Origin of the sequence: Bosea sp. 685, from assembly GCF_031884435.1 — a bacterium.
In the GTDB taxonomy this organism is placed as follows: Bacteria; Pseudomonadota; Alphaproteobacteria; order Rhizobiales; family Beijerinckiaceae; genus Allobosea.
In genome coordinates this window covers 153,246-176,487 of record NZ_CP134779.1, presented here as the reverse complement: position 1 = coordinate 176,487, position 23,242 = coordinate 153,246, and the positions used below count along the sequence as shown (strand labels likewise).

General features: G+C 64.2%; 24 protein-coding genes, 1 tRNA gene and 1 pseudogene. 24 read left to right on the top strand and 2 right to left on the bottom strand.

All coding sequences use genetic code 11. The features are described 5' to 3' along the window. The 20 genes from RMR04_RS01900 (at position 1) to RMR04_RS01805 (ending at position 20,430) form a co-directional block, all read left to right on the top strand. Positions 1–999 (top strand): ABC transporter permease, encoded by a 999-nt coding sequence (locus RMR04_RS01900; protein ID WP_311916024.1) that lies wholly within the window; start codon positions 1–3, stop codon positions 997–999. Next, positions 996–2,168, top strand: a complete 1,173-nt coding sequence (locus tag RMR04_RS01895) for an ABC transporter permease (RefSeq protein WP_311912672.1) — start codon at positions 996–998, stop codon at positions 2,166–2,168. Before RMR04_RS01900 ends, RMR04_RS01895 begins: the two co-directional genes overlap by 4 nt. A 37-nt stretch (positions 2,169–2,205) precedes the next feature. Continuing rightward, entirely contained in the window at positions 2,206–3,321 is a 1,116-nt protein-coding gene (locus RMR04_RS01890) for a glycosyltransferase family 4 protein (protein WP_311912671.1), read from the top strand. Beyond that, on the top strand, positions 3,318–4,088 hold the full coding sequence (locus tag RMR04_RS01885; RefSeq protein WP_311912670.1) for a polysaccharide deacetylase family protein: 771 nt from the start codon (positions 3,318–3,320) through the stop codon (positions 4,086–4,088). The genes RMR04_RS01890 and RMR04_RS01885 overlap by 4 nt, the downstream gene beginning before the upstream one ends. Before the next feature lie 148 nt (positions 4,089–4,236). Beyond that, positions 4,237–5,520, top strand: coding sequence for a glycosyltransferase family protein (locus RMR04_RS01880; protein WP_311912669.1), 1,284 nt, complete (start codon positions 4,237–4,239; stop codon positions 5,518–5,520). A 410-nt stretch (positions 5,521–5,930) separates the two neighbouring features. Continuing rightward, on the top strand, positions 5,931–7,352 hold the full coding sequence (locus tag RMR04_RS01875) for a protoporphyrinogen/coproporphyrinogen oxidase (RefSeq protein ID WP_311912668.1): 1,422 nt from the start codon (positions 5,931–5,933) through the stop codon (positions 7,350–7,352). Between the two features lie 176 nt (positions 7,353–7,528). Continuing rightward, complete coding sequence (locus RMR04_RS01870; RefSeq protein WP_311912667.1) at positions 7,529–8,761, top strand: metal-dependent hydrolase family protein; 1,233 nt, start codon at positions 7,529–7,531, stop codon at positions 8,759–8,761. 333 nt (positions 8,762–9,094) lie between these two features. Beyond that, positions 9,095–9,913, top strand: coding sequence for an ABC transporter permease (locus tag RMR04_RS01865; RefSeq protein WP_311912666.1), 819 nt, complete (start codon positions 9,095–9,097; stop codon positions 9,911–9,913). 5 nt (positions 9,914–9,918) lie between these two features. Beyond that, positions 9,919–10,977, top strand: a complete 1,059-nt coding sequence (locus tag RMR04_RS01860) for an ABC transporter ATP-binding protein (protein WP_311912665.1) — start codon at positions 9,919–9,921, stop codon at positions 10,975–10,977. 30 nt (positions 10,978–11,007) lie between these two features. Then, positions 11,008–12,057 (top strand): ABC transporter substrate-binding protein, encoded by a 1,050-nt coding sequence (locus tag RMR04_RS01855; protein WP_311912664.1) that lies wholly within the window; start codon positions 11,008–11,010, stop codon positions 12,055–12,057. Then, the gene (locus tag RMR04_RS01850) at positions 12,054–12,926 is read left to right on the top strand and encodes an ABC transporter permease (protein WP_092171725.1); all 873 of its coding nucleotides are present in this window, start codon (positions 12,054–12,056) and stop codon (positions 12,924–12,926) included. The genes RMR04_RS01855 and RMR04_RS01850 overlap by 4 nt, the downstream gene beginning before the upstream one ends. Positions 12,927–13,056: 130 nt before the next feature. Further along, on the top strand, positions 13,057–13,245 hold the full coding sequence (locus RMR04_RS01845) for a twin transmembrane helix small protein (RefSeq protein WP_069688739.1): 189 nt from the start codon (positions 13,057–13,059) through the stop codon (positions 13,243–13,245). 182 nt (positions 13,246–13,427) lie between these two features. After that, complete coding sequence (locus RMR04_RS01840; protein ID WP_311912663.1) at positions 13,428–14,018, top strand: acyloxyacyl hydrolase; 591 nt, start codon at positions 13,428–13,430, stop codon at positions 14,016–14,018. Positions 14,019–14,103: 85 nt separating this feature from the next. Further along, entirely contained in the window at positions 14,104–14,685 is a 582-nt protein-coding gene (locus RMR04_RS01835; RefSeq protein ID WP_311912662.1) for a cob(I)yrinic acid a,c-diamide adenosyltransferase, read from the top strand. 71 nt (positions 14,686–14,756) lie between these two features. Further along, positions 14,757–15,452, top strand: coding sequence for a rhomboid family intramembrane serine protease (locus RMR04_RS01830; RefSeq protein ID WP_311912661.1), 696 nt, complete (start codon positions 14,757–14,759; stop codon positions 15,450–15,452). Between the two features lie 179 nt (positions 15,453–15,631). Beyond that, the gene (locus tag RMR04_RS01825; RefSeq protein ID WP_092172448.1) at positions 15,632–16,381 is read left to right on the top strand and encodes an electron transfer flavoprotein subunit beta/FixA family protein; all 750 of its coding nucleotides are present in this window, start codon (positions 15,632–15,634) and stop codon (positions 16,379–16,381) included. Then, entirely contained in the window at positions 16,381–17,325 is a 945-nt protein-coding gene (locus tag RMR04_RS01820; RefSeq protein WP_311912660.1) for an electron transfer flavoprotein subunit alpha/FixB family protein, read from the top strand. The genes RMR04_RS01825 and RMR04_RS01820 overlap by 1 nt, the downstream gene beginning before the upstream one ends. Before the next feature lie 136 nt (positions 17,326–17,461). Beyond that, complete coding sequence (locus RMR04_RS01815) at positions 17,462–18,346, top strand: 3-hydroxybutyryl-CoA dehydrogenase (protein ID WP_311912659.1); 885 nt, start codon at positions 17,462–17,464, stop codon at positions 18,344–18,346. Positions 18,347–18,554: 208 nt separating this feature from the next. Further along, the gene (locus RMR04_RS01810) at positions 18,555–19,112 is read left to right on the top strand and encodes an HNH endonuclease (RefSeq protein ID WP_069693314.1); all 558 of its coding nucleotides are present in this window, start codon (positions 18,555–18,557) and stop codon (positions 19,110–19,112) included. Between the two features lie 85 nt (positions 19,113–19,197). Next, positions 19,198–20,430: an amidohydrolase gene (locus RMR04_RS01805; protein WP_311912658.1), complete on the top strand. Its 1,233-nt coding sequence runs from the start codon at positions 19,198–19,200 to the stop codon at positions 20,428–20,430. 24 nt (positions 20,431–20,454) lie between these two features. Here the strand turns inward: RMR04_RS01805 and RMR04_RS01800 are convergent, their stop codons facing one another. Together RMR04_RS01800 and RMR04_RS01795 are read right to left on the bottom strand one after the other, a co-directional pair. After that, a complete protein-coding gene (locus RMR04_RS01800) occupies positions 20,455–20,979 on the bottom strand; it encodes a disulfide bond formation protein B (RefSeq protein ID WP_311912657.1) in 525 nt (174 codons plus the stop codon). Positions 20,980–20,989: 10 nt separating this feature from the next. Beyond that, positions 20,990–21,601 (bottom strand): YqaA family protein, encoded by a 612-nt coding sequence (locus RMR04_RS01795; protein ID WP_311912656.1) that lies wholly within the window; start codon positions 21,599–21,601, stop codon positions 20,990–20,992. A 129-nt stretch (positions 21,602–21,730) separates the two neighbouring features. On the opposite strand from RMR04_RS01795, the gene RMR04_RS01790 reads away from it, so the two are divergent. The 4 genes and pseudogenes from RMR04_RS01790 to RMR04_RS01775 all read left to right on the top strand — a co-directional run bounded on the left by RMR04_RS01790 (position 21,731) and on the right by RMR04_RS01775 (position 23,235). Continuing rightward, a tRNA-Leu gene (locus RMR04_RS01790) sits at positions 21,731–21,815 on the top strand. A 241-nt stretch (positions 21,816–22,056) separates the two neighbouring features. Next, positions 22,057–22,464, top strand: a complete 408-nt coding sequence (locus RMR04_RS01785) for a toxin-antitoxin system TumE family protein (RefSeq protein ID WP_311912655.1) — start codon at positions 22,057–22,059, stop codon at positions 22,462–22,464. Continuing rightward, positions 22,461–22,838, top strand: a complete 378-nt coding sequence (locus RMR04_RS01780; RefSeq protein ID WP_311912654.1) for an HVO_A0114 family putative DNA-binding protein — start codon at positions 22,461–22,463, stop codon at positions 22,836–22,838. The genes RMR04_RS01785 and RMR04_RS01780 overlap by 4 nt, the downstream gene beginning before the upstream one ends. Before the next feature lie 89 nt (positions 22,839–22,927). After that, positions 22,928–23,235 (top strand): annotated as a pseudogene (locus tag RMR04_RS01775) (addiction module antidote protein). Positions 23,236–23,242: the final 7 nt, after the last annotated feature.

Here is a 23,242-nt window from a genome sequence, read left to right as displayed (position 1 = left end):
CTGCTGCAATACATTCTCAAGCGCATCCTGGTGATGATCCCGACGCTGCTCGTCACCAGCGCGCTGATCTTCACCGTCATCAACCTGCCCGAAGGCGATTATTTCGAGACGCTCGCCGCCGAGATGCAAGCGCAGGGCGAAAAGGCCGATCTCAGCCGCATCGAGTTCCTGAAGACGGAATACGGCTTCGACAAGCCGCCGGTCGAACGCTATTTCTGGTGGGTTGCGGGCCTTCTCCAGGGCGATATGGGCTACTCCTTCGAGTATCAGCGCCCCGTCCGCGAGATCGTCGGCGACCGCCTGATGCTGACGATGGTGGTCTCCTTCGTCACCATCATCGTCACCTGGCTGATCGCCTTCCCGATCGGGATCTATTCGGCGACGCATCAATATAGCTGGGGCGATTACGGGCTGACATTCCTGGGGCTGATCGGCCTGGCGATCCCGCATTTCCTGCTGGCGCTGGTGTTCATGTACGGGGCGAATGTCTGGTTCGGGACCTCGATCGGCGGGCTCGTCGACCCGCAATACCTCAATCAGCCGATGAGCTGGGCCAAGCTCTGGTCGATCCTCGAACATCTCTGGATTCCGGTGATCATCATCGGGGCAGGCGGCACCGCCGGCATGATCCGCGCCGTCAGGGCCAACCTGCTCGATGAATTGCAGAAGCAGTATTACGTCACCGCCCGCGCCAAGGGGCTGCCGCCGGGCAAGGCGCTGCGCAAATACCCGCTGCGCATGTCGCTCAACTTCTTCGTCTCCGATATCGGCGACATCCTGCCCTCGATCGTCTCGGGCGCCGAGATCGTCGCGATCGTGCTCTCGCTCCAGACCACGGGACCGCTGTTGATCCGGGCCTTGCAGAGCCAGGACATGTATCTCGCCGGCTCCTTCCTGATGTTCCTGTCCTTCCTGACCGTGATCGGCGTGCTGATCTCCGACATCTCGCTCGCGATCCTCGATCCACGGATCAGGCTGCAAGGCACGGCGACCAAGTGAGCGCTCTTCCCGCAGACGGCGCGTCCCTGCCGCATACCGCCTCGACCGCCCCCTTCGAGCCCCATGCGGTCGAGAAGATGACGCCCGAGCAGGAGCGGGTCTATCTCGCTTCGCAATGGCAATTGATGTGGTGGAAGTTCCGCAAGCACAAGCTCGCGGTGATCTCCGGCGTCGTCATCCTGACGATCTACGCCATGGTCGCGATCTGCGAGTTCCTCGCGCCTTACGACTACACCACGCGCAACACCGACTTCATCCGCGCGCCGCGCCAGGAGGTGCGCCTGTTCCATCAGGGCAGCCTCATCGGCCCATTCGTCTACCCCTACACACAGCGCCTCAACATGGAGAACCTGAAGCGCGAATATGATGTCGACACCACCCGCCCCGAGAAACTGCGCTTCTTCTGCCGGGGCGACGCCTATGATTTCTGGGGGCTGATCCCGGGCAGCCTGCATCTGGTCTGCCCTCCCGAAGGCGGCACGCTCTTCCTGCTCGGCTCGGACCGGCTCGGTCGCGACATGCTCTCGCGCATTCTCTATGGCGGGCGCATCTCGCTCTCGATCGGCCTGCTCGGCGTCTTCGTTTCCTTCGTGCTCGGGGTGATCATCGGCGGCATCGCCGGCTATTACGGCGGCAAGGTCGATCTCATCGTCCAGCGCATCATCGAGATCGTGCAGTCGCTGCCGCATATCCCGCTCTGGCTGGCTCTGGCCTCGATCATGCCGCCCTCCTGGAGCCCGCTGCTGGTCTATTTCGGCATCACCGTCATCCTCGGCCTGATGGATTGGACGGGCCTGGCCCGCGCCGTGCGCTCGAAGCTGCTTTCGCTGCGCGAGGAGGATTATGTCGTAGCCGCCCAGTTGATGGGCGCCAAGCCCGCCCGCATCATCGGCCTGCATCTGGTGCCCGGCTTCATGAGTCATCTCATCGCCTCGGCAACGATCACCATTCCCAGGACGATCCTGGGCGAGACGGCGCTGAGCTTCCTGGGTCTGGGCCTGCGCCCACCCATCACCAGCTGGGGCGTGATGCTGAACGAGGCGCAGAACATCAATGTGGTGGCGCTGTATCCCTGGTTGCTCTATCCGGTCGTCCCGGTAATCTTGATCATCCTGGCCTTCAACTTCCTCGGCGATGGCCTGCGCGACGCGGCCGATCCCTATCGCTGAGCGCAAGCCCGCAGAGCAGCACGCGGAGCACCACGCGGTGCGCATCGCCTTCCATACGCCGCTCAACGCCTTCGAGGACGGCCGCATCTCCGGCGACAGGCGTATGGCGCGGCAGATCGCGACCGCCCTGGAACGGCTCGGCCATGTCGTCGAGCCCGTGGGCGACGCCCGCTCCTACATGAAGACGTCGGATCCCGGCTTGCTGCAACGCCACCGCACCCAGGCGGCGGCGAAGATCGAGGCCCTTGCCGCCAGCTGGCGCGCGGGGGCAGCGCCGCCCGATCTCTGGTTCACCTATCACAGCTACTACAAGGCGCCCGATCTGCTCGGGCCCGCCATCTCGGAGCGCCTCTCGATCCCCTATGTCGTCGCAGAGGCGAGCGGTTCGGAGCGCCGCGCCGATGGGGAATGGGCGCGGCATGTCGCGCTGGCGCGCGCCAGCTTCGGGAGTGCCGATCTGCATCTCTGCTTCACCGAACGCGACCGGATGGGCGTCGAGTTCTGGTGTGGAGCGCGCACGCAATTCCTCGCCTTCCCGCCCTTCATCGCGCCCGACGCCAGCGCGCCGCAGCCGAGACTGTCTGCCGGCCCACCACGTCTCGTCACGGTTGCGATGATGCGCGGTGGCGTGAAACATGAGAGCTATCTCGCCTTGGCGCGCACATTGCTGCAGCTCGTCGATAAGCCCTGGACATTGACGGTGATCGGAGACGGGCCGCTGCGCGGCGAGGTCGAGCAGGCCTTCGCCGCTTTGCCGCCAGGTCGCATCACCTGGCTGGGCGCGCTCGCCCATGACCAGGTCGTAGCTGAACTCGCAAGCCATGACGTCTTCATCTGGCCCGGTCTCGGTGAGGCCTATGGGCTGGTCTATCTGGAGGCGCAAGCCGCCGGCCTCCCCGTCATTGCCTTCGCCAGCGGCGGCGTGCCCGATACCGTCAAACCGGATGAAACCGCGTTCCTCGCACCCGAGAATGACGAATCGGCGCTGGCCGCGGCGCTCTCCCGGCTGCTGGCCGACCCAGCCCTGCGCGCCAGGATGGGCCGGGCCGCCGCCACCTTCGTCAAAAGCGAGCGCACTTTGGAGACGGCCAGCGCCATCCTAGCGCAAGGCTTTGCGCGCATTGCCGCGGCCCGCCGGGAGGCGACGCCGTGAGCAACGCGTCCCTGGGCGAACTCCTGGCCGAACTCGATCGCTGGGGCGAGACCGGCAGGCGCCTCCGGCTCTGGCTGCGTGACGACGACGCCGTCGCACCAAGCCCGGCGCTGGACCGACTCGCTGGCTTGAGCGAACGCTTCGCCTTGCCCGTGCTCCTGGCCGTCATCCCGATGCTAGCCGAACCGGCGCTGGCCACCGCGCTGCGCGCGGCTCCCTCGCTCTTGCCTTGCCAGCACGGCAGCAGACACCAGAACCACGCGGCCACGGGTATGAAGAAATCCGAATTCGGCGCCGGCCGCCCGCGCGCCGAGGCTGCGGCCGACATCGCGGCCGGACGGCAGCGGCTTGGTGATCTGCTGGGAGCGTCCACGCTGCCCATCTTCGTGCCGCCCTGGAACCGCATCGACCCCGGTCTGGCGCTGGCCCTGCCGGAATTCGGCTTCGCCGGCCTGTCATGTTTTCGTGGCTTCGGGTTCGATGGCGACGGCCCGGTCCTGGTCAACAGCGACATCGACGTGATGGACTGGCATGGCGGGCGGATCGGCCGCTCCTTGCAAGCACTGGCCCTGGAGATCCGCGACCAGCTCGCGGCGCGGCGCCAGCAACCGGAGGCCACAGACACGCTCGGCCTGCTGCTGCACCATCGCGACCATGACGAGACCGCCTGGGCCGCCTTGCAAACCCTGCTTGCAACGCTCACGGCGCATCCCGTTATCGTGACCACCGATCCCGAGCGGTTGTTTTCGAACCAGGGCGCTGCATAAATGCAGCACTCACGCTTGGGGCGTTCGTTGCCCTGAAGAGCGGACTTGGATCGAAGCCTACACCACGCTATGATCCCGTCCTGCATTCCCGGGTGCGTTCGTCCTCTCCACGGGGTCGTCTGGCCTTTCTGCGGAGGACGACGCAGCCATGCCTTTCAACGTCGTCGACCTCCCCGGCGTCGAGCGCACGCCGCGCGACTCCCATGCGCCGCGCGTCCTGATCTACAGCCACGACACCTTCGGCCTCGGCCATATCCGGCGCTGCCGGGCGATCGCCAATTCGCTCGTGGCCAACTACCCTCATATATCAGTGATCATCGTCTCGGGCTCCTCGGTGATCTCGAGCTTCCAGTTCGGCGACGGCGTCGACTATGTCCGCATCCCCGGCGTGGAGAAGCAGAGTGATGGCCGCTATGGGCCCCATCACCTCAATCTCGACCTCACCGACACGATCCGTCTGCGCACCGACATCATCAAGCAGGTCGTGCTCTCCTTCGATCCCGACGTGGTCATCGTCGACAAGGAGCCGGTCGGCCTGCGCGGCGAATTGATCCCGGCGCTCGAAGTCCTGCGCCGGCGCGGCGCGCGCATCGTGCTCGGCCTGCGCGACGTGCTCGACGAGCCGACGAAGCTCTATGAGGAATGGCGCCATACCGGAGCGATCGAGGCGCTGGAGCAGGTCTATGACGACATCTTCATCTATGGGCTGGAGAGCATCTACCAGCCGCTTGCCGGCCTGCCGAACCAGCACCTCTTCGCCGACAAGATCCGCTATACCGGCTATCTCAAGCGCGCCGTGCCGAGCCCGATGCCACCCAACCGCTATCCGCGCATCACCAAGGGGCCGTTCATCCTGGTGACGCCCGGCGGCGGCGGCGACGGGGCCGGCGTGATCGACTGGGTGATCTCCGCCTATGAGGCCGACCCGACCATCGCCTTGCCGGCGCTGATCGTGTTCGGTCCCTTCATGTCGCGCGAGCGCCGCAAGGAGTTCGCCGAGCGCATCGCCCGCATTCCGAAGCTGGAAAGCCTCGGTTTCGAGCCGCGCCTCGAATTGCTGATGAACCGCGCCCACTGCGTCGTCGCGATGGGTGGCTACAACACCTTCTGCGAGATCCTCTCCTTCGACAAACCGGCGCTGATCGTGCCCCGCGTCAAGCCGCGGCTGGAACAAGCGATCCGCGCCGAGCGCGCCGACCATCTGAAGCTGATCGATGTCCTGCATGATCCGGCGCAGAACGGCGAGGGCTCGCGCGACCCGCTGGTGATGGCGGCCGCCCTGCACGCATTGCCCAAACGCGTACCGCCCTCCCAGGCCTTCGTCCCGAGCCTGCTCGACGGCCTGCCGGCCGTCGCCCGCGCCCTCGCCGACGACCTCTCGATGCCGGTCCGCGGCAGAATCCTGGCGCAAAACGCCGCCGTGGTGAGCTGACAGGCTCAGCCTGCTCTCACTTTTTGATGAGGCCCCCGCCCTTCAAGGCGCTGCTTTCGGGGCTTCACACGATAAGAGCTGTGTTTCCACACAGCCTCCCGACAGACATCTCCGCGACATCCGGTGAAGCAGCGCCACGAGAATCCGCTTGGGATTCACATGGTTTCTTTACCATGTCCGAGAGATTTGATCTCAAATCATTGTTATATTTTTTGAACAGCTTGCCTTCATTTACCGATGCAGCATTATGAGATCCATACACTTGTCAGCAATTCTGACGGACCAAGCTGAATTGATTAAGATTCTTGCTGGGTAATGACCAATCGCTAGATCGATCAGCAAGATGCTGCCGAAAAATGACGTACGATAGAACATTTCCCTTGAAACCTTGACCGATAGCGCGTGACGGCATGTCGAACCCGATAGCAATACTGGGAGCCGGCATCGCCGGTCTCACCGCAGCCCGCGAACTGCGCCGGCGAGGATTGCCGGTCATCGTCTTCGAGGCCGGAAAATCCATCGGAGGCATGGCGTCATCCTTCAAGGACGCCGAAGGCTTTTCCTATGACATGGGCGCCCATTTCGTGAGCAACCGGCTCGCGGAGGCTCTCGGTGCCAGCGATATCTGCGAAACGGTGAAGCATTACGGCGAGGCCGTCCTGCTCAACGGCCGCAGCTATAACTACCCGTTCGGCTTGATGCGCTCGCCGCGCCTGGTCGGGAGCGCCATCGCCGCGAAATTGCACCGAACGGAGATCGCCTCCGCCGGCGACTGGTTCAGGCAGACTTATGGCGCTGCTTTGGCGCAGGATATCGCCATCCCGCTGGCGGAAGCCTGGTCGGGCGCCTCCGCCGAAGACCTCTCCCCGGCCGTCGGCGACAAGATGCGGGCCGGAATCCTGAAGTCGCTTTATCTGAAGGCCGCCGCCCATGTGACCAACCGCGCGGTCTGCAACGGCTATTCGCACGACATGCCGGAAAGCCCGAGCGTCTATCATGTCTATCCCAAAGGTGGGATCGCCAAGCTCCTGGAGCCGACGGCGCGAGAGGTCGCGGATTCGATCCGGCTGGAATCGCCGATCGAGCGCGTTCTGGTGGAGGGAAACCGGGTCACTGGCGTTCGCGTCAAAGGCGAGACCATCCCAGTCTCGGCCGTGATCAGCACCGCGCCTGTGCATGTGCTGCCGAAATTGCTGGAAGGCACCTCCGCGCTCGATCATCTCGCGGCCTTCCGCTATCGCCCTATGGTCTTCGTTAACTTGCGCTTCACAGGCCGCAACTTGCTGCCCGACACGATGCTGTGGGTACCAGATCGCACGCAGCCCTTCTTTCGGCTGACCGAAGCGCCGATCTCGATGCCGTGGCTCGCCCCTCAAGGAAAAACCCTGATCACCTTCGATATCGGCTGCAGCGTCGGCGACCAGCACTGGACGATGCCCGACGACAAGCTGGCCGAACTCTGCCTCGACGGCATCTGCCGGATCTATCCCCATCTCAGGCAGGCCTATCTCGGCCCCGGCGGCATCGTCAAAACCCCGATTTCCTATCCGGTCCATCTCCTGGCTTATGAGCCGGAACGACTCCGTTTTGCCGAAACCACGGGTGTCGATGGTCTCTACAGCATCGGCCGCAACGGCGAGTTCGCGCATATCCTGATGGAGGATGTCTACTGGCGCACGCTGAAGCGCACCGAACAGGTCGCCGCCTATGTCAGTCAGTTGCCCACTCTGGTCGACGAATTGCGCAAAGCCCATTCGGCTCTGCGCAAGCGCGTGAAACCGATCAGCTCCAAGCCAGCAACCGAGCCCGCCCCAATCGCAAAAGCGGGTTGAGAACGCTCGGGAGCGCCTGCCTGCCGACAGCTATGGCGGGCAGCCGACTCGTGCTGCAAAAACCGCCGTCACGACTCATCGCAAGTTCGTAGACAGGCCGGAATAAACTTCTCAATATATCAGCCATCGGAGGAGGCTAGCGCTCTGCGTGCGCGCTCCTATGGAAGGATTTTGCGATGGCGCTGCACTTCAAGAATTTCGCCCTGCTCGAACCCGATCATGGCGAACTGCGCCGGGGCTACGAACTCCTGGTCGATGGCGAGACGATCCGCGAGCTCTCGGACAAGCCGATCAAGGCCGCGAATGCCGATGTGATCGATTGCGGCGGCCGCACACTGATGCCGGGGCTGATCGACAGCCATGTCCATGTCTTCCTCTCTGAAGTCTATATCCGCGCCATGGAGAGCATGCCGCTGACGCTGATGACGGCACGCGCCGTCCGACTGATGAAAGGCATGATCGACCGCGGCTTCACCACGGTGCGCGACACCGGCGGCGCCGATTGGGGCATCAAGGAAGCTGTCGACAAGGGCGATGTCGCGGCTCCGCGCCTGTTCATCGCCGGCGCGGCGATCGGCCCGACCGGCGGCCATAGCGACCCGCGCCGGCGCACCGATTTCGGCGCGCGCTGCCATTGCTGCAACGCCATGGCCTACACCATGAACGTCTCGGACGGCGTCTCCTCGGTGAAGAAGTCGGTGCGCGAGCAGATGCGGCTCGGCGCCGACCACATCAAGATCATGATGTCGGGCGGCGTCGCCTCCCCCTATGATCCGCTCGATTCCATGCAGTTCAGCGTCGATGAGGTGAAGACGGCGGTCGAGGAAGCCAAGGCCTTCGGCCGCTATGTCTGCGCCCATGCCTATACGCCCGAGGCGATCACGCGGGCAGCCCAATGCGGCGTCCGCGCCATCGAGCACGGCAATCTGATCGACGACGCCTCGGCCAAGCTGATGGCCGAGAATGGCATGTTCCTGACCGCAAACCTCGTCGCCTATTACGCGATGAAGGAACGCGCCGCCGAATTCGGCATGAGCAGCGACATGCTCGCCAAGAACGATCTCGTCATCGATGGCGGCCTGCGCTCGCTCGAGATCTGCAAGCGCGCCGGCGTGCCTGTTGCCTATGGCAGCGACCTGCTCGGCCAGCTCCAGGTCGAGCAGTCCAGAGAGTTCCTGCTGCGCAGCGAGGTGCTCTCCCCCATCGAGATCATTCGCTCGGCAACGACGATCGGCGCGCAGCTTCTGCGCATGGAGGGCAAGCTTGGCACGCTCCGTGCTGGAGCCTACGCCGACATGATCCTCGTCGATGGCGACCCGCTGAAGAACCTTGGACTCTTCCAGGAACAGGGCAAGCACCTGGCGATGATCATGAAGGGCGGCGCCTTCCACAAGAACACGCTGCATTGAGGCTGGAGCGTTTTCGAACGAAGTGGACACCGGTTCGCGTGAAGAAAACGCGTTAAAACAAGGAGCTGGAGCTGTTGAACGATCCAGATGGATTGGAAACGGCTCCAGGAGGCGCGGTGTCGCACCCACGACGAATAGGGACAAGCGATGCGACGGATAGAGAAAGACAATCTTGACTGTTTGTAAGTGGAACCGCAGCTTGCGGCCGGGTTGGATCGGGAGGCGGGATAAGGTGGTGGTGGCAGGCCAGGCACGCATGCAAGAGAGACAGCTTGCGACAGGCTGCGTGCAGCACGCCCTCGTCGCGGCTCGGCCGCGCCTCGGAGCGCCGGCTTGAGCGCCGCCGCTCGCCCGAGCTTTGGCCGTGTCGCGCTCAACGGAGCCGCCTGCCTCTCGCTCGGCTTCATCCTGCTGCCGCTGATCTTCGTCACCTGGCTCGCCTTCTTCCGGCAGGAGATCCCCTCCTTCCCGCCCGAGGGCTATTCGCTGAAATGGTTCTCCGCCGCGGCCAGTAACAAGCCTTTCATCGACGGCTTCATCCTCAGCCTCCAGGTCGGGGTGCTGGCGACATTGATCGGGCTGGCGCTGGGCGTGCCCGCGAGCCTGGCGCTGGTGCGCCACCGCATCACGCTTGGCCCCGCCGTCAACACGCTCCTGCTGCTGCCGCTGGTGATGCCCGGCATCGTGCTCGGCACTGCGCTTTATGTCTTCCAGATCGAGACCGAGATCGCCACCGGCCTGCCGGTGCTGGGCTCGCTCGGCGGCCTGATCGCCGCCCATACGCTCGTGGTCATTCCCTGGGTCGTCCGGCTCGTCACGGCGAGCCTCGCCGGCTTCGACCGCACCATCGAGGAGGCCGCGCAGAATCTCGGCGCCGGCCCGCTCACCACCTTCTGGCGGGTCACCTTGCCCAGCATCAGGCCCGGCATCGTCGCGGCCGGGCTGTTCGGCTTCGTCACGTCTTTCGGCAATCTTGAAATGAGCCTGTTTCTCGTCGGACCGGGGCGCACCACGCTGCCGATCGCGATCCTGCAATATTTGGAATGGAAGATCGATCCGACCGTGGCCGCGGCCTCGCTGATCCAGATCGTCCTGATCGCCGTGGCGATGGTCGTCACGGATCGTTACGTCAAGCTGAGCCGGGTGGTTTGAAACATATGGCACGGCTTTCGATCGAGCATCTCCGCAAATCCTATGGCGACCTGACCGTCGTCGACGATGTCACCATCGACATCGCCGACGGCGAATTCCTCGTCCTGCTCGGCCCCTCCGGCTGCGGCAAGACCACGACCTTGCGCATGGTCGCGGGCTTCGTGCCGCCGAGCTCCGGCAAGCTCACCATCGGCGAGCGCGAGGTCACGTCGCTGCCGCCCTGGAAGCGCAATTGCGGCCTGGTTTTCCAGAGCTACGCTCTCTTTCCCCATATGACGGTGGCGGAGAACGTCGCCTTCGGGCTGGAGATGCGCAAGGTCGCGCAGGCCGAGCGCGGCACGCGCGTCGCAGAGGCGCTGCGGCTCGTCCAGCTCACCGGCTTCGATGGGCGCTATCCGCGCCAGCTTTCGGGCGGTCAGCAGCAGCGCGTCGCCCTGGCGCGCGCCCTCGCCATGGAGCCCGACGTACTCCTGCTCGACGAGCCGCTCTCCAATCTCGATGCCAAGCTCCGGCAGGAGGTCCGCGTCGAAATCCGCGATCTGCAGCGCAAGCTCGGCCTCACCACCATCATGGTCACGCATGACCAGGAAGAGGCGCTGACCATGGCCGACCGGCTGGTCGTCATGGAAAAGGGCCAGGTCCGCCAGATCGGCACCCAGCGCGAGCTCTACGAGAAGCCCGCGGATCGCTTCGTTGCGGGTTTCATTGGTCGCAGCGCCTTCCTCGACGGCGAGATCGCCGGTAATGGCCGCTTCCGCACCAAGGGCGGGCTCGACATCGCCTGCGCCGCCGCGACCGGCATGGGATCCGCCACGCTCGCCTTGCGGCCCGAGCGGATCGCCGTCGGCGGCGAAGCCCAGGGTTGCCCCAATCATTACGAGGCCAAGGTCGAGCACGCCTCCTATCTCGGCGCGCTGCTCGACATCCATGTCAGCCTGTCCCAGCATGACCGCATGCTGCTGCAGATCCCGAACCGGGCCGGCGTAGCCGAGCCGAAGCCGGGCGAGACCATCACGATCGGCTGGGCGCAGGACGCCGGGCTGGTCTATCCGCGCGAAGCCTGATCGAACAGGCGAAAACAGGGGATTTCAACCATGACCAAGATCGATAGGCGCACCGTTATCAAAGGCCTGGCCGGCGCCGCAGTGCTGGCCCCGGCCATGAGCCACCATGCCTTTGCGCAAGCCGGCGGCAAGGTCGTGATCGGCACCTGGGGCGGCGACTATGCCCGCCTCCTGACCAAGAACATCGACGAGCCGATCCTGAAGCCCAAGGGCATCGAGATCGTGCAGGACCAGGCGGGCGACGCTCCGCGCCGCGCCAAGATGACCGCCGAGAAGCGCCTGCCGCGCGGCACCGTCGATGTGCAGGGTCTCTCGGCCGCCAATATGTTCGAGATGAACGAGGCGGGCGTCGTGGAGCAGCTCGACTACTCCAAGATTCCCAACGCCAAGAACCTGCTGCCGACGATGAAGTACCCCTATGGCATCGGGCACATCTATTCGGGCAACGTCGTCATCTACAATCCCAAGCTGATCACGCCCGCGCCGACCGGCTTCAAGGATTGGCTCGATCCGAAATGGGGCGACAAGATCGGCTTCATCGACATCCAGTACCAGTCGATCTTCATCGCAGCCTCGATGGCCGCGACCGGCGGCAAGGACATGAACGACCTCGACAAGGCCAAGGAGGTCCTGATGGCGGTGAAGAAGGCGGGCGGACGCGTCTACCCGACCAACGAGGCCTTCGCCGCCGCGATGAAGAACGAAGAGATCGGCATCAGCGCGATCTGGAAGGCGCGCGTCGTGCAGTGGCAGAACGCCGGCATCCCCTGCGAGGCGGTCTCGCCCGTCGAGGGCATCCCGGCCTATGTCTCGGGCTTCGTCATCGCCAAGAACGCGCCCAACAAGGACAACGCCTACGCCTATATGAACGCGATGCTGGAGAAGGCGCCCCAGGAGGCCTTCGCCGTCGACATGGGCTATAACGGCACCGTCACCGGCCTCAATGTCGCGCCCGATCTGCAAAAGCGCATCGGCTTCACCCCGGACGAAGAGAAGCGCCTCAAGGATCTCGACTACGCCTTCCTCGCCAAGAACGACTCCGCCATGAAGGAGTGGTGGGACAAGGTCTTCAAGGCGTGAGCACTGCTGCTCCAGAGGCTGTCGCTGGCGCCCGCACCGGCCTTGCCGGCGCGCTTGTCGTGCCGGCGACCATCTTCGTTGCGATCGGGCTTCTGGGCCCGATCGCAATCCTGTTCCGCTATTCGCTGAACCAGTTCATCCCCGGCCAGTTCATGGTCGATGGGCTGACGATCGAGAACTACATCAAGTTCTTCACCGACAGCTATTACCTCAACGTGCTGCTGCGCACGGTGCGCGTCGCGGTGATCTGCACGGTCGCCTGCCTGATCATGGGCTTCCCGCTGGCCTATGTGCTGGCGCGCATGGAAAGCCGCTTCAAGAACCTGCTGATCATGCTCGTCGTGCTACCGCTCTTCGTCGGCAATGCAGTGCGCGCGGCCGGCTGGATGACCGCCTTCGGCAGCAAGGGCGCACTCAACGCCTCGCTGATGGGGCTGGGTCTGATCAACCATCCCCTTGAAATCATGTACACCGAAAACGCCGTGCTGATCGGTATCGTCGCGGTCAACCTGCCCTTCATGGTGCTGACGCTGCAGAGCGTGATCGAGGGCATTCCCCGCAATGTCGAGGAAGCCGCCTTCAGCCTCGGCGCCGGCCCCGCAGCGATGTTTCGCCGCGTGCTCTGGCCGCTCGCCCTGCCCGGCATCCTGGCCGGCACGATCCTGACCTTCATCCTGGCGATGAACGCCTATGCCACGCCGGTGCTGCTCGGCGGGCCGAAATTCCAGATGATGGGCCCGCTGGTCTATGGCCAGTTCGCGCAGCAGAACAACTGGCCCTTCGGCGGCGCGATCTCCTTCATCCTGATGACCGCCACGATCGTGCTGACGGTCGCAGCCCATCTCATCGTGCAGCGGCGCTATCGCTAGAGCAGGATGCGAGAAAGTGGGAACCGGTTTTTCGCATCGATCCTGCTCTAACTCATAGATGAGAGCCGGATTCAGATTCCGGCTCTGAGGCGGCTGGCCAAGCGGCCTGCCGCACACTAGATCATGGGCCATGAACCTATCCGCCTCTCTCGTTCCCGTCGCGGTCGGCGCTGTTGCGATCGTCCTGTTGCTCGGGCTGGCCAACATGCTGCGCGGCGGCAGCCCCAGCACGTCGCAGAACCTGATGCGGCTCAGGGTGGTCCTGCAGTTCATCGCGATCCTCGTCATCCTCGGCATCATGTGGTGGCGCAGCGGCTGATACAGCCGTCCCGATCGAAGCTATCCCCGCTTCGTTTGCATTTTTCTAAGTACTTGATTTTGAATAACTTTACTTCAGCCTGCATCGTTCCAACACGGCTATTGCCGCAATCCCGCCATATTCCCGACACGAGTCTCTGCGCTTCACTAACGCCATTCCGCCGACAACAAGAAAAGTCCCCCATGGTTCGCGTTGCATTGCTGGTCCTCGCCGGAATGATGGCCGCCGCGCCCGCCTGGGCGCAGTCGCAGCCTCTCCCGGCCGGCACTTCCAGCTACGCTCCGGCGACCGAGACACCCTCGCTCTCATGGGAGGCGCGCATCGGCGCCGCCGCCGCCAATCCGGGCGGACGCGAAAGCGGCCTGCTCAACTTCAGCGGCGAGGTGGTCACGCCGCGCGTCGCGACCTTGAACGACCGCTTCTCCGCAGCCTTCGTACCGCGCTTCCATCTCGGCTCGAGCGTCAATTTCAACGGCACGCGCTATGCCTATGCCGGTGCGACCTGGACCGTCGACCTGACCAAGGCGGTCTTCGTCGAGGCCAGCCTGGGCGCCGCCCTCAATGACGGCAAGACCGGTGCGGTCGTTCCCGAGAACCGCCTGAATGTCGGCTGCAACAGCGGCTCGCGCGAGGCCGCCGCGCTCGGCCTGCGGCTCAACGACCGCTGGAGCTTGGTCGCGACGCTGGAGCATTTCAGCACGGCCGGCTGCTCCGACCGCGACAAGCCGCGCGGCCCGGCCAATTTCGGCGCCAAGCTCGGCTATAGCTTCTGAGAATGCTCTCAGCTTTTTGAAGCGACCGGCGCGAGTGCCGCATGCGAGCCCTTTCGCTCGGTCGGCGCCGCGCTATAACGCGTCGATGGTCAAGCTCAACCGCATCTACACCCGCACCGGCGACGACGGCACGACGGGGCTCACCACCGGGCCGCGCCGGCTGAAATTCGACTTGCGGGTCGCAGCCTATGGCACGGTGGACGAGACCAATGCCTGCATCGGCATCGCCCGGCTGCATGCGGCAACCGAGGACACCGATCTCGACGCCATGCTCGGCCGCATCAGCAACGACCTGTTCGATCTCGGAGCCGACCTGTCGACGCCCGACACCGGCGCCAAACTGGCCTTCGAGCCGCTGCGCATTGCACAGATCCAGGTCGATCGGGTCGAGGCCGAGATCGACCAACTCAATGCCACCCTGGAGCCATTGCGCTCCTTCGTCCTGCCTGGCGGCACGCCAGCCGCCACTCATCTCCACCTCGCGCGCACGGTGAGCCGCCGCGCCGAGCGGTTGATGGTCGAACTCGCCCAGACCGAAGGCGAAGCCGTAGCCGGACCCGCCCTGAAATACATCAACCGCCTCTCCGATTTCCTCTTCGTCGCCTCCCGTTTCCTCAATGCCAAGGCGCGGGGCGACGTGCTCTGGGTGCCGGGCCAGAATCGTTAGAGGCACGATGCGAAAAATTGGCAGCCGGTTCTTCGCAAGGTTCCCGCGGCAGCATTTGACAGGACACATCCATGTTCGTGCCGTTGCATGATGGCGTCCCGCTGCGCTTCATGCGCGCGCCCTATGTCACCTATGGCCTGGTCTCGACCTGCATCGGCCTCTTCCTGCTAATGTGGCTGCATGAAAGCGAGCCCGGCCAGATCGCAGTCGCAGCCGGCTTCGGGCTGATCCCCTCCGTGTTGTTCGGCACGGCGCAACTGCCCGCTGATCTGCTGCAGGCGCCGATCTGGTTTACTTTGTTCAGCAACATCCTGCTGCATGCGAGCTTCGCCCATCTCGGCGGCAACATGCTGTTCCTCTGGGTCTTCGGCGACAATGTCGAGGATGCAATGGGACATCTGCGCTTCCTGCTGTTCTTCTTCATCTGCGGGCTCGCCGGCTCGCTGACTCACGCCCTGATGAACCCCGCCTCGGACCAGCCGCTGATCGGCGCATCCGGTGCGATCTCGGGCGTGATCGCCTCCTATCTGATGCTTTATCCGCGCGTCCGGATCTGGGGCCTGGCCTTCAACTGGATCCCGCTGCACATCACGGCGTTCTATGCGCTCAGTGGCTGGATCCTGTTTCAGATCGTCTCGGCCATTCTCGATCCGCAAGGCCATGTCGGCTGGTGGGCCCATCTCGGCGGGCTCGGCGCGGGTGCGGCGTTGACGCCGATCTTCATCCATCGCGGCATGACGCTGTTCGGCCGCCCGGTAGCCAAGTGAAGGCAGCTCCCGCATACCTCGCCTGCTGCCATGGCGGACAAGACTTTGGCAACGTTGACAAGCGCAAACGGGCGTCGTTACGGTCCCTCCGCATTCCAGCTGAGAGCCGCGATGCCGCCTTCCCGCCGATTGACGCGGCGCGGCCCCGCAACTGACCTCTCCCGAACGGTGATTTGACGATGAAGATCCTTGTGCCCGTCAAGCGGGTGGTTGACTACAACGTGAAGATCCGCGTGAAGGCGGACGGCTCGGGCGTCGAGCTTGCCAATGTGAAAATGTCGATGAATCCCTTCGACGAGATCGCGGTCGAAGAGGCGTTGCGGCTGCGCGAAGCCGGCAAGGCGACCGAGGTCGTCGTGGTCTCGATCGGCCCGGCGCAAGCCGCCGAGACGATCCGCACCGGTCTGGCGATGGGCGCCGATCGCGGCATCCTGGTCAAGGTCGACGGCGTGGTCGAGCCGCTGGCGGTGGCCAAATTGCTGAAGAAGCTGGTCGAGCAGGAGAGCCCGCAGCTCGTCATCCTCGGCAAGCAGGCGATCGACGATGATTGCAACCAGACCGGCCAGATGCTGGCGGCCCTGCTGGGCTGGCCGCAGGGCACCTTCGCCTCGAAGGTCGCGCTCGAAGCGGAGACGGTGGACGTCACCCGCGAGGTCGATGGCGGCCTGCAAACGGTTTCGCTCAAGCTGCCGGCGATCGTCACCACCGACCTTCGCCTGAACGAGCCGCGCTACGCCTCGCTGCCCAACATCATGAAGGCCAAGAAGAAGCCGCTCGACGAAACCTCGGCCGAGGCGCTCGGCGTCGATGTCGCACCCCGTCTCAAGGTGCTGAACACGCGTGAACCGGCCGGCCGTTCCGCCGGCGTCAAGGTCGGCTCCGTCGCCGAACTCGTATCCAAGCTCAAGAACGAAGCGGGAGTGCTGTGATGGCCACGCTGCTGATTGCAGAACACGACAACGCCACCATCAAGGACGCCACCGCCAAGGCGCTGACCGCTGCCAAGGCGCTGGGCGCCCCCGTCCATATCCTCGTCGCCGGTGAAGGCGCCAAGGGCGCGGCCGATGCGGCAGCCAAGCTCGACGGCGTCGAGAAGGTGCTCCTGGTCGATGCCACGATCTACGGCCACGGCCTTGCCGAGCCGCTCGCCGCGCTCGTCGCCAAGCTCGCCGAGGGCTATGACGCCGTCGTCGCGGCCTCGACGACCGGCGGCAAGAACGTGCTGCCCCGCGTCGCCGCCTTGCTCGACGTGATGCAGATCTCGGATGTGATGAAGATCGTCTCGCCCGACACGTTCGAGCGCCCGGTCTATGCCGGCAACGCCATCCAGACCGTGCAGTCCTCCGAGGCCAAGAAGCTGATGACGATCCGCACCGCCTCCTTCCAGGCGACAGGCGAAGGCGGCTCGGCCAGCGTCGAGGCCATCTCCGCCGTGAGCGATCCCGGCGTCTCCACGTTCAAGGGCGAGGAGGTCGCCAAATCCGATCGGCCCGAGCTCGCCTCGGCCAAGATCATCGTCTCCGGCGGACGCGCGCTCGCCTCGGCGGAGAACTTCACCAAGGTGATCGAGCCCGTCGCCGATAGGCTGGGCGCGGCCATGGGCGCCTCGCGCGCCGCGGTCGATGCCGGCTACGCCCCCAATGACTGGCAGGTCGGCCAGACCGGCAAGGTCGTCGCTCCCGACCTCTATGTCGCGGTCGGCATCTCCGGCGCGATCCAGCATCTCGCCGGCATGAAGGACTCCAAGGTCATCGTCGCCATCAACAAGGACGAGGAGGCGCCGATCTTCCAGATCGCCGATTACGGCCTCGTTGGCGATCTCTTCACGATCATGCCCGAGCTTGAAGCCGAGCTCGCCAAGCTCGGCAAGTAGCAAGCGCGGCAAGTCGATCGACAAGGAAGCCGGCGACCAGGCTGGCGCCGGCCAACATATGACAACCGGGCTGCCGTCAAGGCGGCCCGCACCGGCCTCCGAAGTGGAAGCGGTGCCACCAAAGATGGATCAGACCATGTCGGACAGGGCGATCAAGACGATCGGCATCATCGGCGCGGGCCAGATGGGCAACGGCATCGCCCATGTCGCGGCCGTGGCCGGGTTCGAGGTCCGGCTGCACGATCTCGCCGAGGACCGGATCAAGGCGGCGCTCGCCACCATCGACGGCAACATGGCGCGCCAGGTCGCCAAGGGTGCGATCGGTGACGAGATTCGCCGCGACGCCATGGCCAAGATCCTCGCCGCGCCGCAACTGTCGGGGCTCGGCGATTGCGACCTCATCATCGAGGCCGCGACCGAGAGCGAGGAAACCAAGCGCAAGATCTTCACCGCCGTCTGCCAGCATATCAAGCCGGAGACGATGCTGGCCTCCAACACCTCTTCGATCTCGATCACGCGGCTGGCGGCGGCTACGGACCGGCCCGAGCGCTTCATCGGCATCCACTTCATGAATCCCGTGCCGCTGATGCAGCTCGTCGAGCTGATTCGCGGCATCGCCACCGACGACCAGACCTTCGAACTCGCCAAGGAATTCGTCGGCAAGCTGCACAAGACCGTCTCGGTCTCGGAGGATTTCCCGGCCTTCATCGTCAACCGCATCCTGCTGCCGATGATCAACGAGGCGGTCTACACGCTCTATGAGGGCGTCGGTTCGGTCGATGCGATCGACACCGCGATGAAGCTCGGCGCGAATCACCCGATGGGCCCGCTCCAGCTTGCCGACTTCATCGGCCTCGACACCTGCTTGTCGGTGATGCAGGTGCTGCATGACGGGCTCGCCGACTCGAAATACCGCCCCTGCCCGCTGCTGGTGAAATATGTCGAGGCCGGCTGGCTCGGCCGCAAGACCAAGCGCGGCTTCTACGATTATCGCGGCGAGAAGCCGGTTCCGACGCGCTGAACCCTGCGATCGTGCTCGGGCTTGCCCCGGGCGCCTCTTCGAAATTCTCCTTCAAGAGATGGTCGGCTCAAGGCCGACCATGACGGCTGATGCTGCCTTAACGCCGCATCCTCTTCACATTCCTGTCGTCTCGCGCTTACATTGATCATGTGACGGGATTCGTCCCGTTCCGATTAGCGGAGGTGCGGCGGGTTTGACGGCGCATGTGATGCATCCGATGGCGTCGCCGGACGGTTGTCCGGCACTCGTGCTCAATGCCGATTTCCGGCCTCTGAGCTATTATCCCCTATCGCTGTGGAGCTGGCAGGACGCGATCAAGGCGGTCTTCATGGACCGCGTCAACATCGTCTCCGAATACGATACGGTGGTGCGCAGCCCCAGCTTCAACATGAAGCTGCCCTCGGTCGTCTCGCTGAAGACCTATATCAAGCCGTCGCGGACGCCGGCCTTCACGCGTTTCAACGTATTCCTGCGCGACCGCTTCTCCTGCCAGTACTGCACCTCGCGCGAAGATCTGACCTTCGACCATGTCGTACCGCGCTCCAGAGGCGGCCTCACCACCTGGGAGAACGTCGTCGCGGCCTGCTCGCCCTGCAATCTGCGCAAGGGTGACAAGATGCCGGCGGCGATCGAGATGTTCCCGACGCAGAAGCCCTACGCGCCGACGGTCAATGATTTGCACCGCAACGGCAAGCTCTTCCCGCCGAATTACCTGCATGAGAGCTGGCTCGATTATCTCTACTGGGATTCCGAACTGGAGCCGTGAGCCGGCTTGACGGCTGGCCAGGCAACGTCTTGTATCTACGGCACAATCAGGCGTGCGGACGCCGCTGATCAAGCCGAGGATGACGATGACCAAGACTGTCCTGGACCACAAGACTACTCTGGACCAGTGGCTCGATCAGCACCATGCGGAACTGACCGCGATCAGGCGCGATATCCATGCCCATCCGGAGCTTGGCTTGGAGGAGCATCGCACCTCCGCCCTGGTCGCAGCCAAGCTGCGCGAATGGGGCGTGGAGGTCACCGAGGGCATCGGCGGCACCGGTGTCGTCGGCGTCATCCGGGGCCACAGAGCCGGTCAGCGCGCCGTCGGCCTGCGCGCCGACATGGACTGCCTCGCGCTGAACGAGGAGACCGGCCTGCCCTACGCTTCGCAATATCCCGGCAAGATGCATGCTTGCGGCCATGACGGCCACACCACGATGCTGCTGGGCGCGGCAGGCTATCTCGCCGCGAATCCCGATTTCGGCGGCACGCTGCACCTGATCTTCCAGCCGGCCGAGGAAGGCCGTGGCGGGGCGGTCGCGATGCTGAAGGACGGGCTGTTCGAGCGCTTTCCCTGCGACGCGATCTACGGCCTGCACAACACGCCAGGCATGCCTGTCGCGCATTTCGGCACCTGCAACGGCCCGATGCTGGCCGCCGCCGATAGCTGGGCCGTGACCTTCCGCGGCGTCGGCGGTCATGGCGGCTCGCAGCCGCATCTCTCCACCGACATCACTTACGCCCAGGCCCATTTCGTGCTCGGGCTGCAGGGCATCGTCGGCCGCAACGTCCCGCCGCTCGACACCGCCGTGATCAGCGTCGGCTATATCCATTCCGGCTCGACGGAGGCGTCCAATGTCGTGCCCTCGGAATTGTCGATCGGCGGCACGGCCCGCAGCTATTCGCCTGATATCCGCGCCTTGATCGAGCGGCGCATCGCCGAGATCGCCGAGGCCACCGCGCAGGCCTGGGGCTGCACCGCCGAGGCGTCCTATCATCGCGGGCCGCGCGCCCTGCTCAACCAGCCCGATCAGGTCGCGGTTGCGGTCGCGGCGGCGACCAGTTCGGTCGGAGCGGCCAATGTGAATGGCGCGATCAGGCCCGGCACCGGCGGCGAGGACTTCGCCGAGATGATGGAGGTCAAGCCCGGCGCCTTCATGCGGATCGGCAATGGCGTCGCGGCGGACGGCTCCTTCGCCGGATTGCATACGCCGCGCTACGATTTCAACGACGCGATCATCCCCGACGGCGTTCGCTACTGGGTGAATGTCGTCAGCGAAGAACTCGGCCAGGGTTGGCAGGCCGCAGCCGCCTGAGAGAAGCCCCCTTCACGGAGCGCCTCAGGCGCTCCGTGCCCGTGCCAGCCCGAACAGGGCCGCGACCAGCAGCACGAGCGAAGCCAGCGCGTTCCAGCCTGCCAGCGACAGGCCAAGGAAGCGCCATGCGGCTTCCGTGCAGGAGACGACTTTCACCGTCTGCAGCTGCTTCATGAAGTCCTGCACGCCGGCAACGGTCGGCGCCGCGCCGGCGCAATCGGTGGGACCGGGAAACCAGCCCCATTCGACGCCGGCGTGGTGGAAGCCGAGCCAGGTGCTCCACGCCATCAACCCGGCGAGCCCGAGCAGCACCAGCCATTGCAGCCGAAGCGAACGCGCCAGCACCAGCCCGGCGGCAGCAAGGCCGATCGCGGCGTAATGCGGCAGGCGCTGCTCGAGGCAGAGCTTGCAGGGCTGCAGGCCCAGGACCAGCTCGAAGAACCAGGCGCCCGCTATCAGCGCGAGGCATCCGAGCCCGATCAGCAGAATCACGCGGGCTGGAGAGACCGAGCTGCCGGCGCTGGGTCGGTCGAGGGTCGAACTTGTCATGGCAAGGCGCTCAGCAGGAGAGAAGCTGCCCGGAACCTGCAACCAGCTTGAGGCCGAAATAAAGCGCAATCAGCACTGCAGCCGCGACGACGGCGATCACTTTCAAGCGACGTTCGATGAAATGGCGGATCGTCTCGCCGAAACGGCGGAGCAGGAAGGCGAGCGCGAAGAAGCGCGCGCCGCGCGCCAGCACGCAGGACAGGATGAAGAAGCCAAGGCCGATATGCACTGCTCCGGCCAGGATCGTCACCACCTTGATCGGCGGCAGATGCGCCAGCCCCGAGGTCGTCAGCAGAATCAGCGTGGTGTCGGGCCCAGCGCAGGCGCGCAGGGCCTCGAAAGCGCCGAGCTTGCCGTAGAAGGCGAGCACCGGCCGCGCCAGCGCTTCAAAGGCGTAATAGCCCAGAGCATAACCGGCGATACCGCCGAGCACGGAGAACACCGTCGCGATCAAGGCCAGCCGATAGGCCCGGGCTGGCCGCGCCAGCGCCATCGGCACGAACAGCACATCGGCGGGGATCAGAAAGAACGAACTCTCGACGAAGGCGACCACGGCGAGCCAGAGCTCGGCGCGCGGCCGGGCGGCGAGGGACATGGTCCATTCGTAGAGGCGCTTGATCATGGCGGGTTTAGTAGTGGGGAGCTCCTCGCTCGTCCATGCGTTTGCGCAGGCTGATATGCAATTTCACGCAGTGTGGCAGATGCATTGACCGCGCGCGTTCGATCGCTATAGTCCCGCCCGCCTGCAAGGGCCCCTGTGGCGGAATTGGTAGACGCGCTCGACTCAAAATCGAGTTCCGCAAGGAGTGCTGGTTCGATTCCGGCCAGGGGCACCACAGCATTTTCAACCGCTTTCAGGCCTCCCAACGCCTTGAAGGGTGTGGAGATTTAGGCGGTTCAATCGCCTTTTCCACGAGCATGGGTCAGTCGCTCCGAACTGCCTAACAATATGGACAGCCTCATGCGGCAGGCGGAGCTCGGGCCAGCGGGATCGACGCCAAGATAGCGAATCCACGCCCCTCCACCGCTTATCGTCAGATTTCTTGATTTCAGCAGCATATCATATGATGATATGATATGAATAAAGCTGTGCCGGAACACACGCTGGAATTTCTGCTCGCCTTCGATGGCCGCAAACATCACTACCCCGATGGGTACTTCGTGAAGTTCGATATCAAGCGGATCGAACCGACGCCCGAGCGACCACACGGGCTTCGATATTCATTTACGCTCCACGGGCCGGATGGGGCACGACTTATCGGCTTCGACAACGCCCATACGGTTGCGCCTGTGGGAGGCCGCTATGCCAAGAAGCCCGTCGAAGCCGACCACTGGCACAGAAGCACGGACGATTTGGGGAGGCCCTATCAGTTTGTGAGCGCCGAACAGTTGGTGGACGATTTTTTTGACGAAGTGGAACGCGTGCTGACCGAGCGGAGGATTGAACTGACCGTCATAGCAACAGAGGAAAGCAAGACATCATGACCGAGTACAAGATTCAGAATCATAAGGATCTGCGGAACGAAATGAAGGCTGTCGCACGCGGTGAAAAGCCCGCGCCAGTTGATGCAGCGCGGACAAGTTTCGAGACCGCCGACGTGCTCTTGCGCTTGCTGACGCCGGAAAACCGGACGCTTCTGCGACTGATCCGCGACGAGCATCCGCAATCGGTTGCCGATCTTGCCCGACTGAGCAAGAGAGCCGAACCGAACCTGCTACGCACCCTTGGGAAGCTGGAAGCCTTCGGATTGATCGAATTGCTTACCGAAGGACGTCGTCGGATTCCGGTGTCGCGCGTGAACAAGCTATCCGTGGAAATCGACCTGTTCTCGCAGAACGACCGGTTCGAGGTTGCGTGACGCGCGGTTGGCTTCGCAACCCTGACCAGCCCCGCGCCCGGCGCTCCGTTACGGCGGCGAACATCAGGCGAAAGAACGGGGTGAATGACATGGCCGGGAAACGGGCCATCTTCGACCCCGCCGAGGGGCTGACATCCTATGAGGCCATTGCGGCCTTCATGGCGGAAGCGTTCGCGTCGGAAGATGCGAACTACATCGCGCATGCGCTCGGTATCGTTGCTCGCGCCAAAGGCATGACCCAGATCGCGAACGAACGGGGCTTTCGCGCGAACAGCTCTATCGTTCGTTCAGCGGGAACGGCAACCCGACCCTGAAAACCACCACCATCGCGGTCATGAAGGCGCTCGGCATCGAGTTGACGGCAAGAGCACAACGTCATCAACCTGCACCTGCATAGGCTGGTT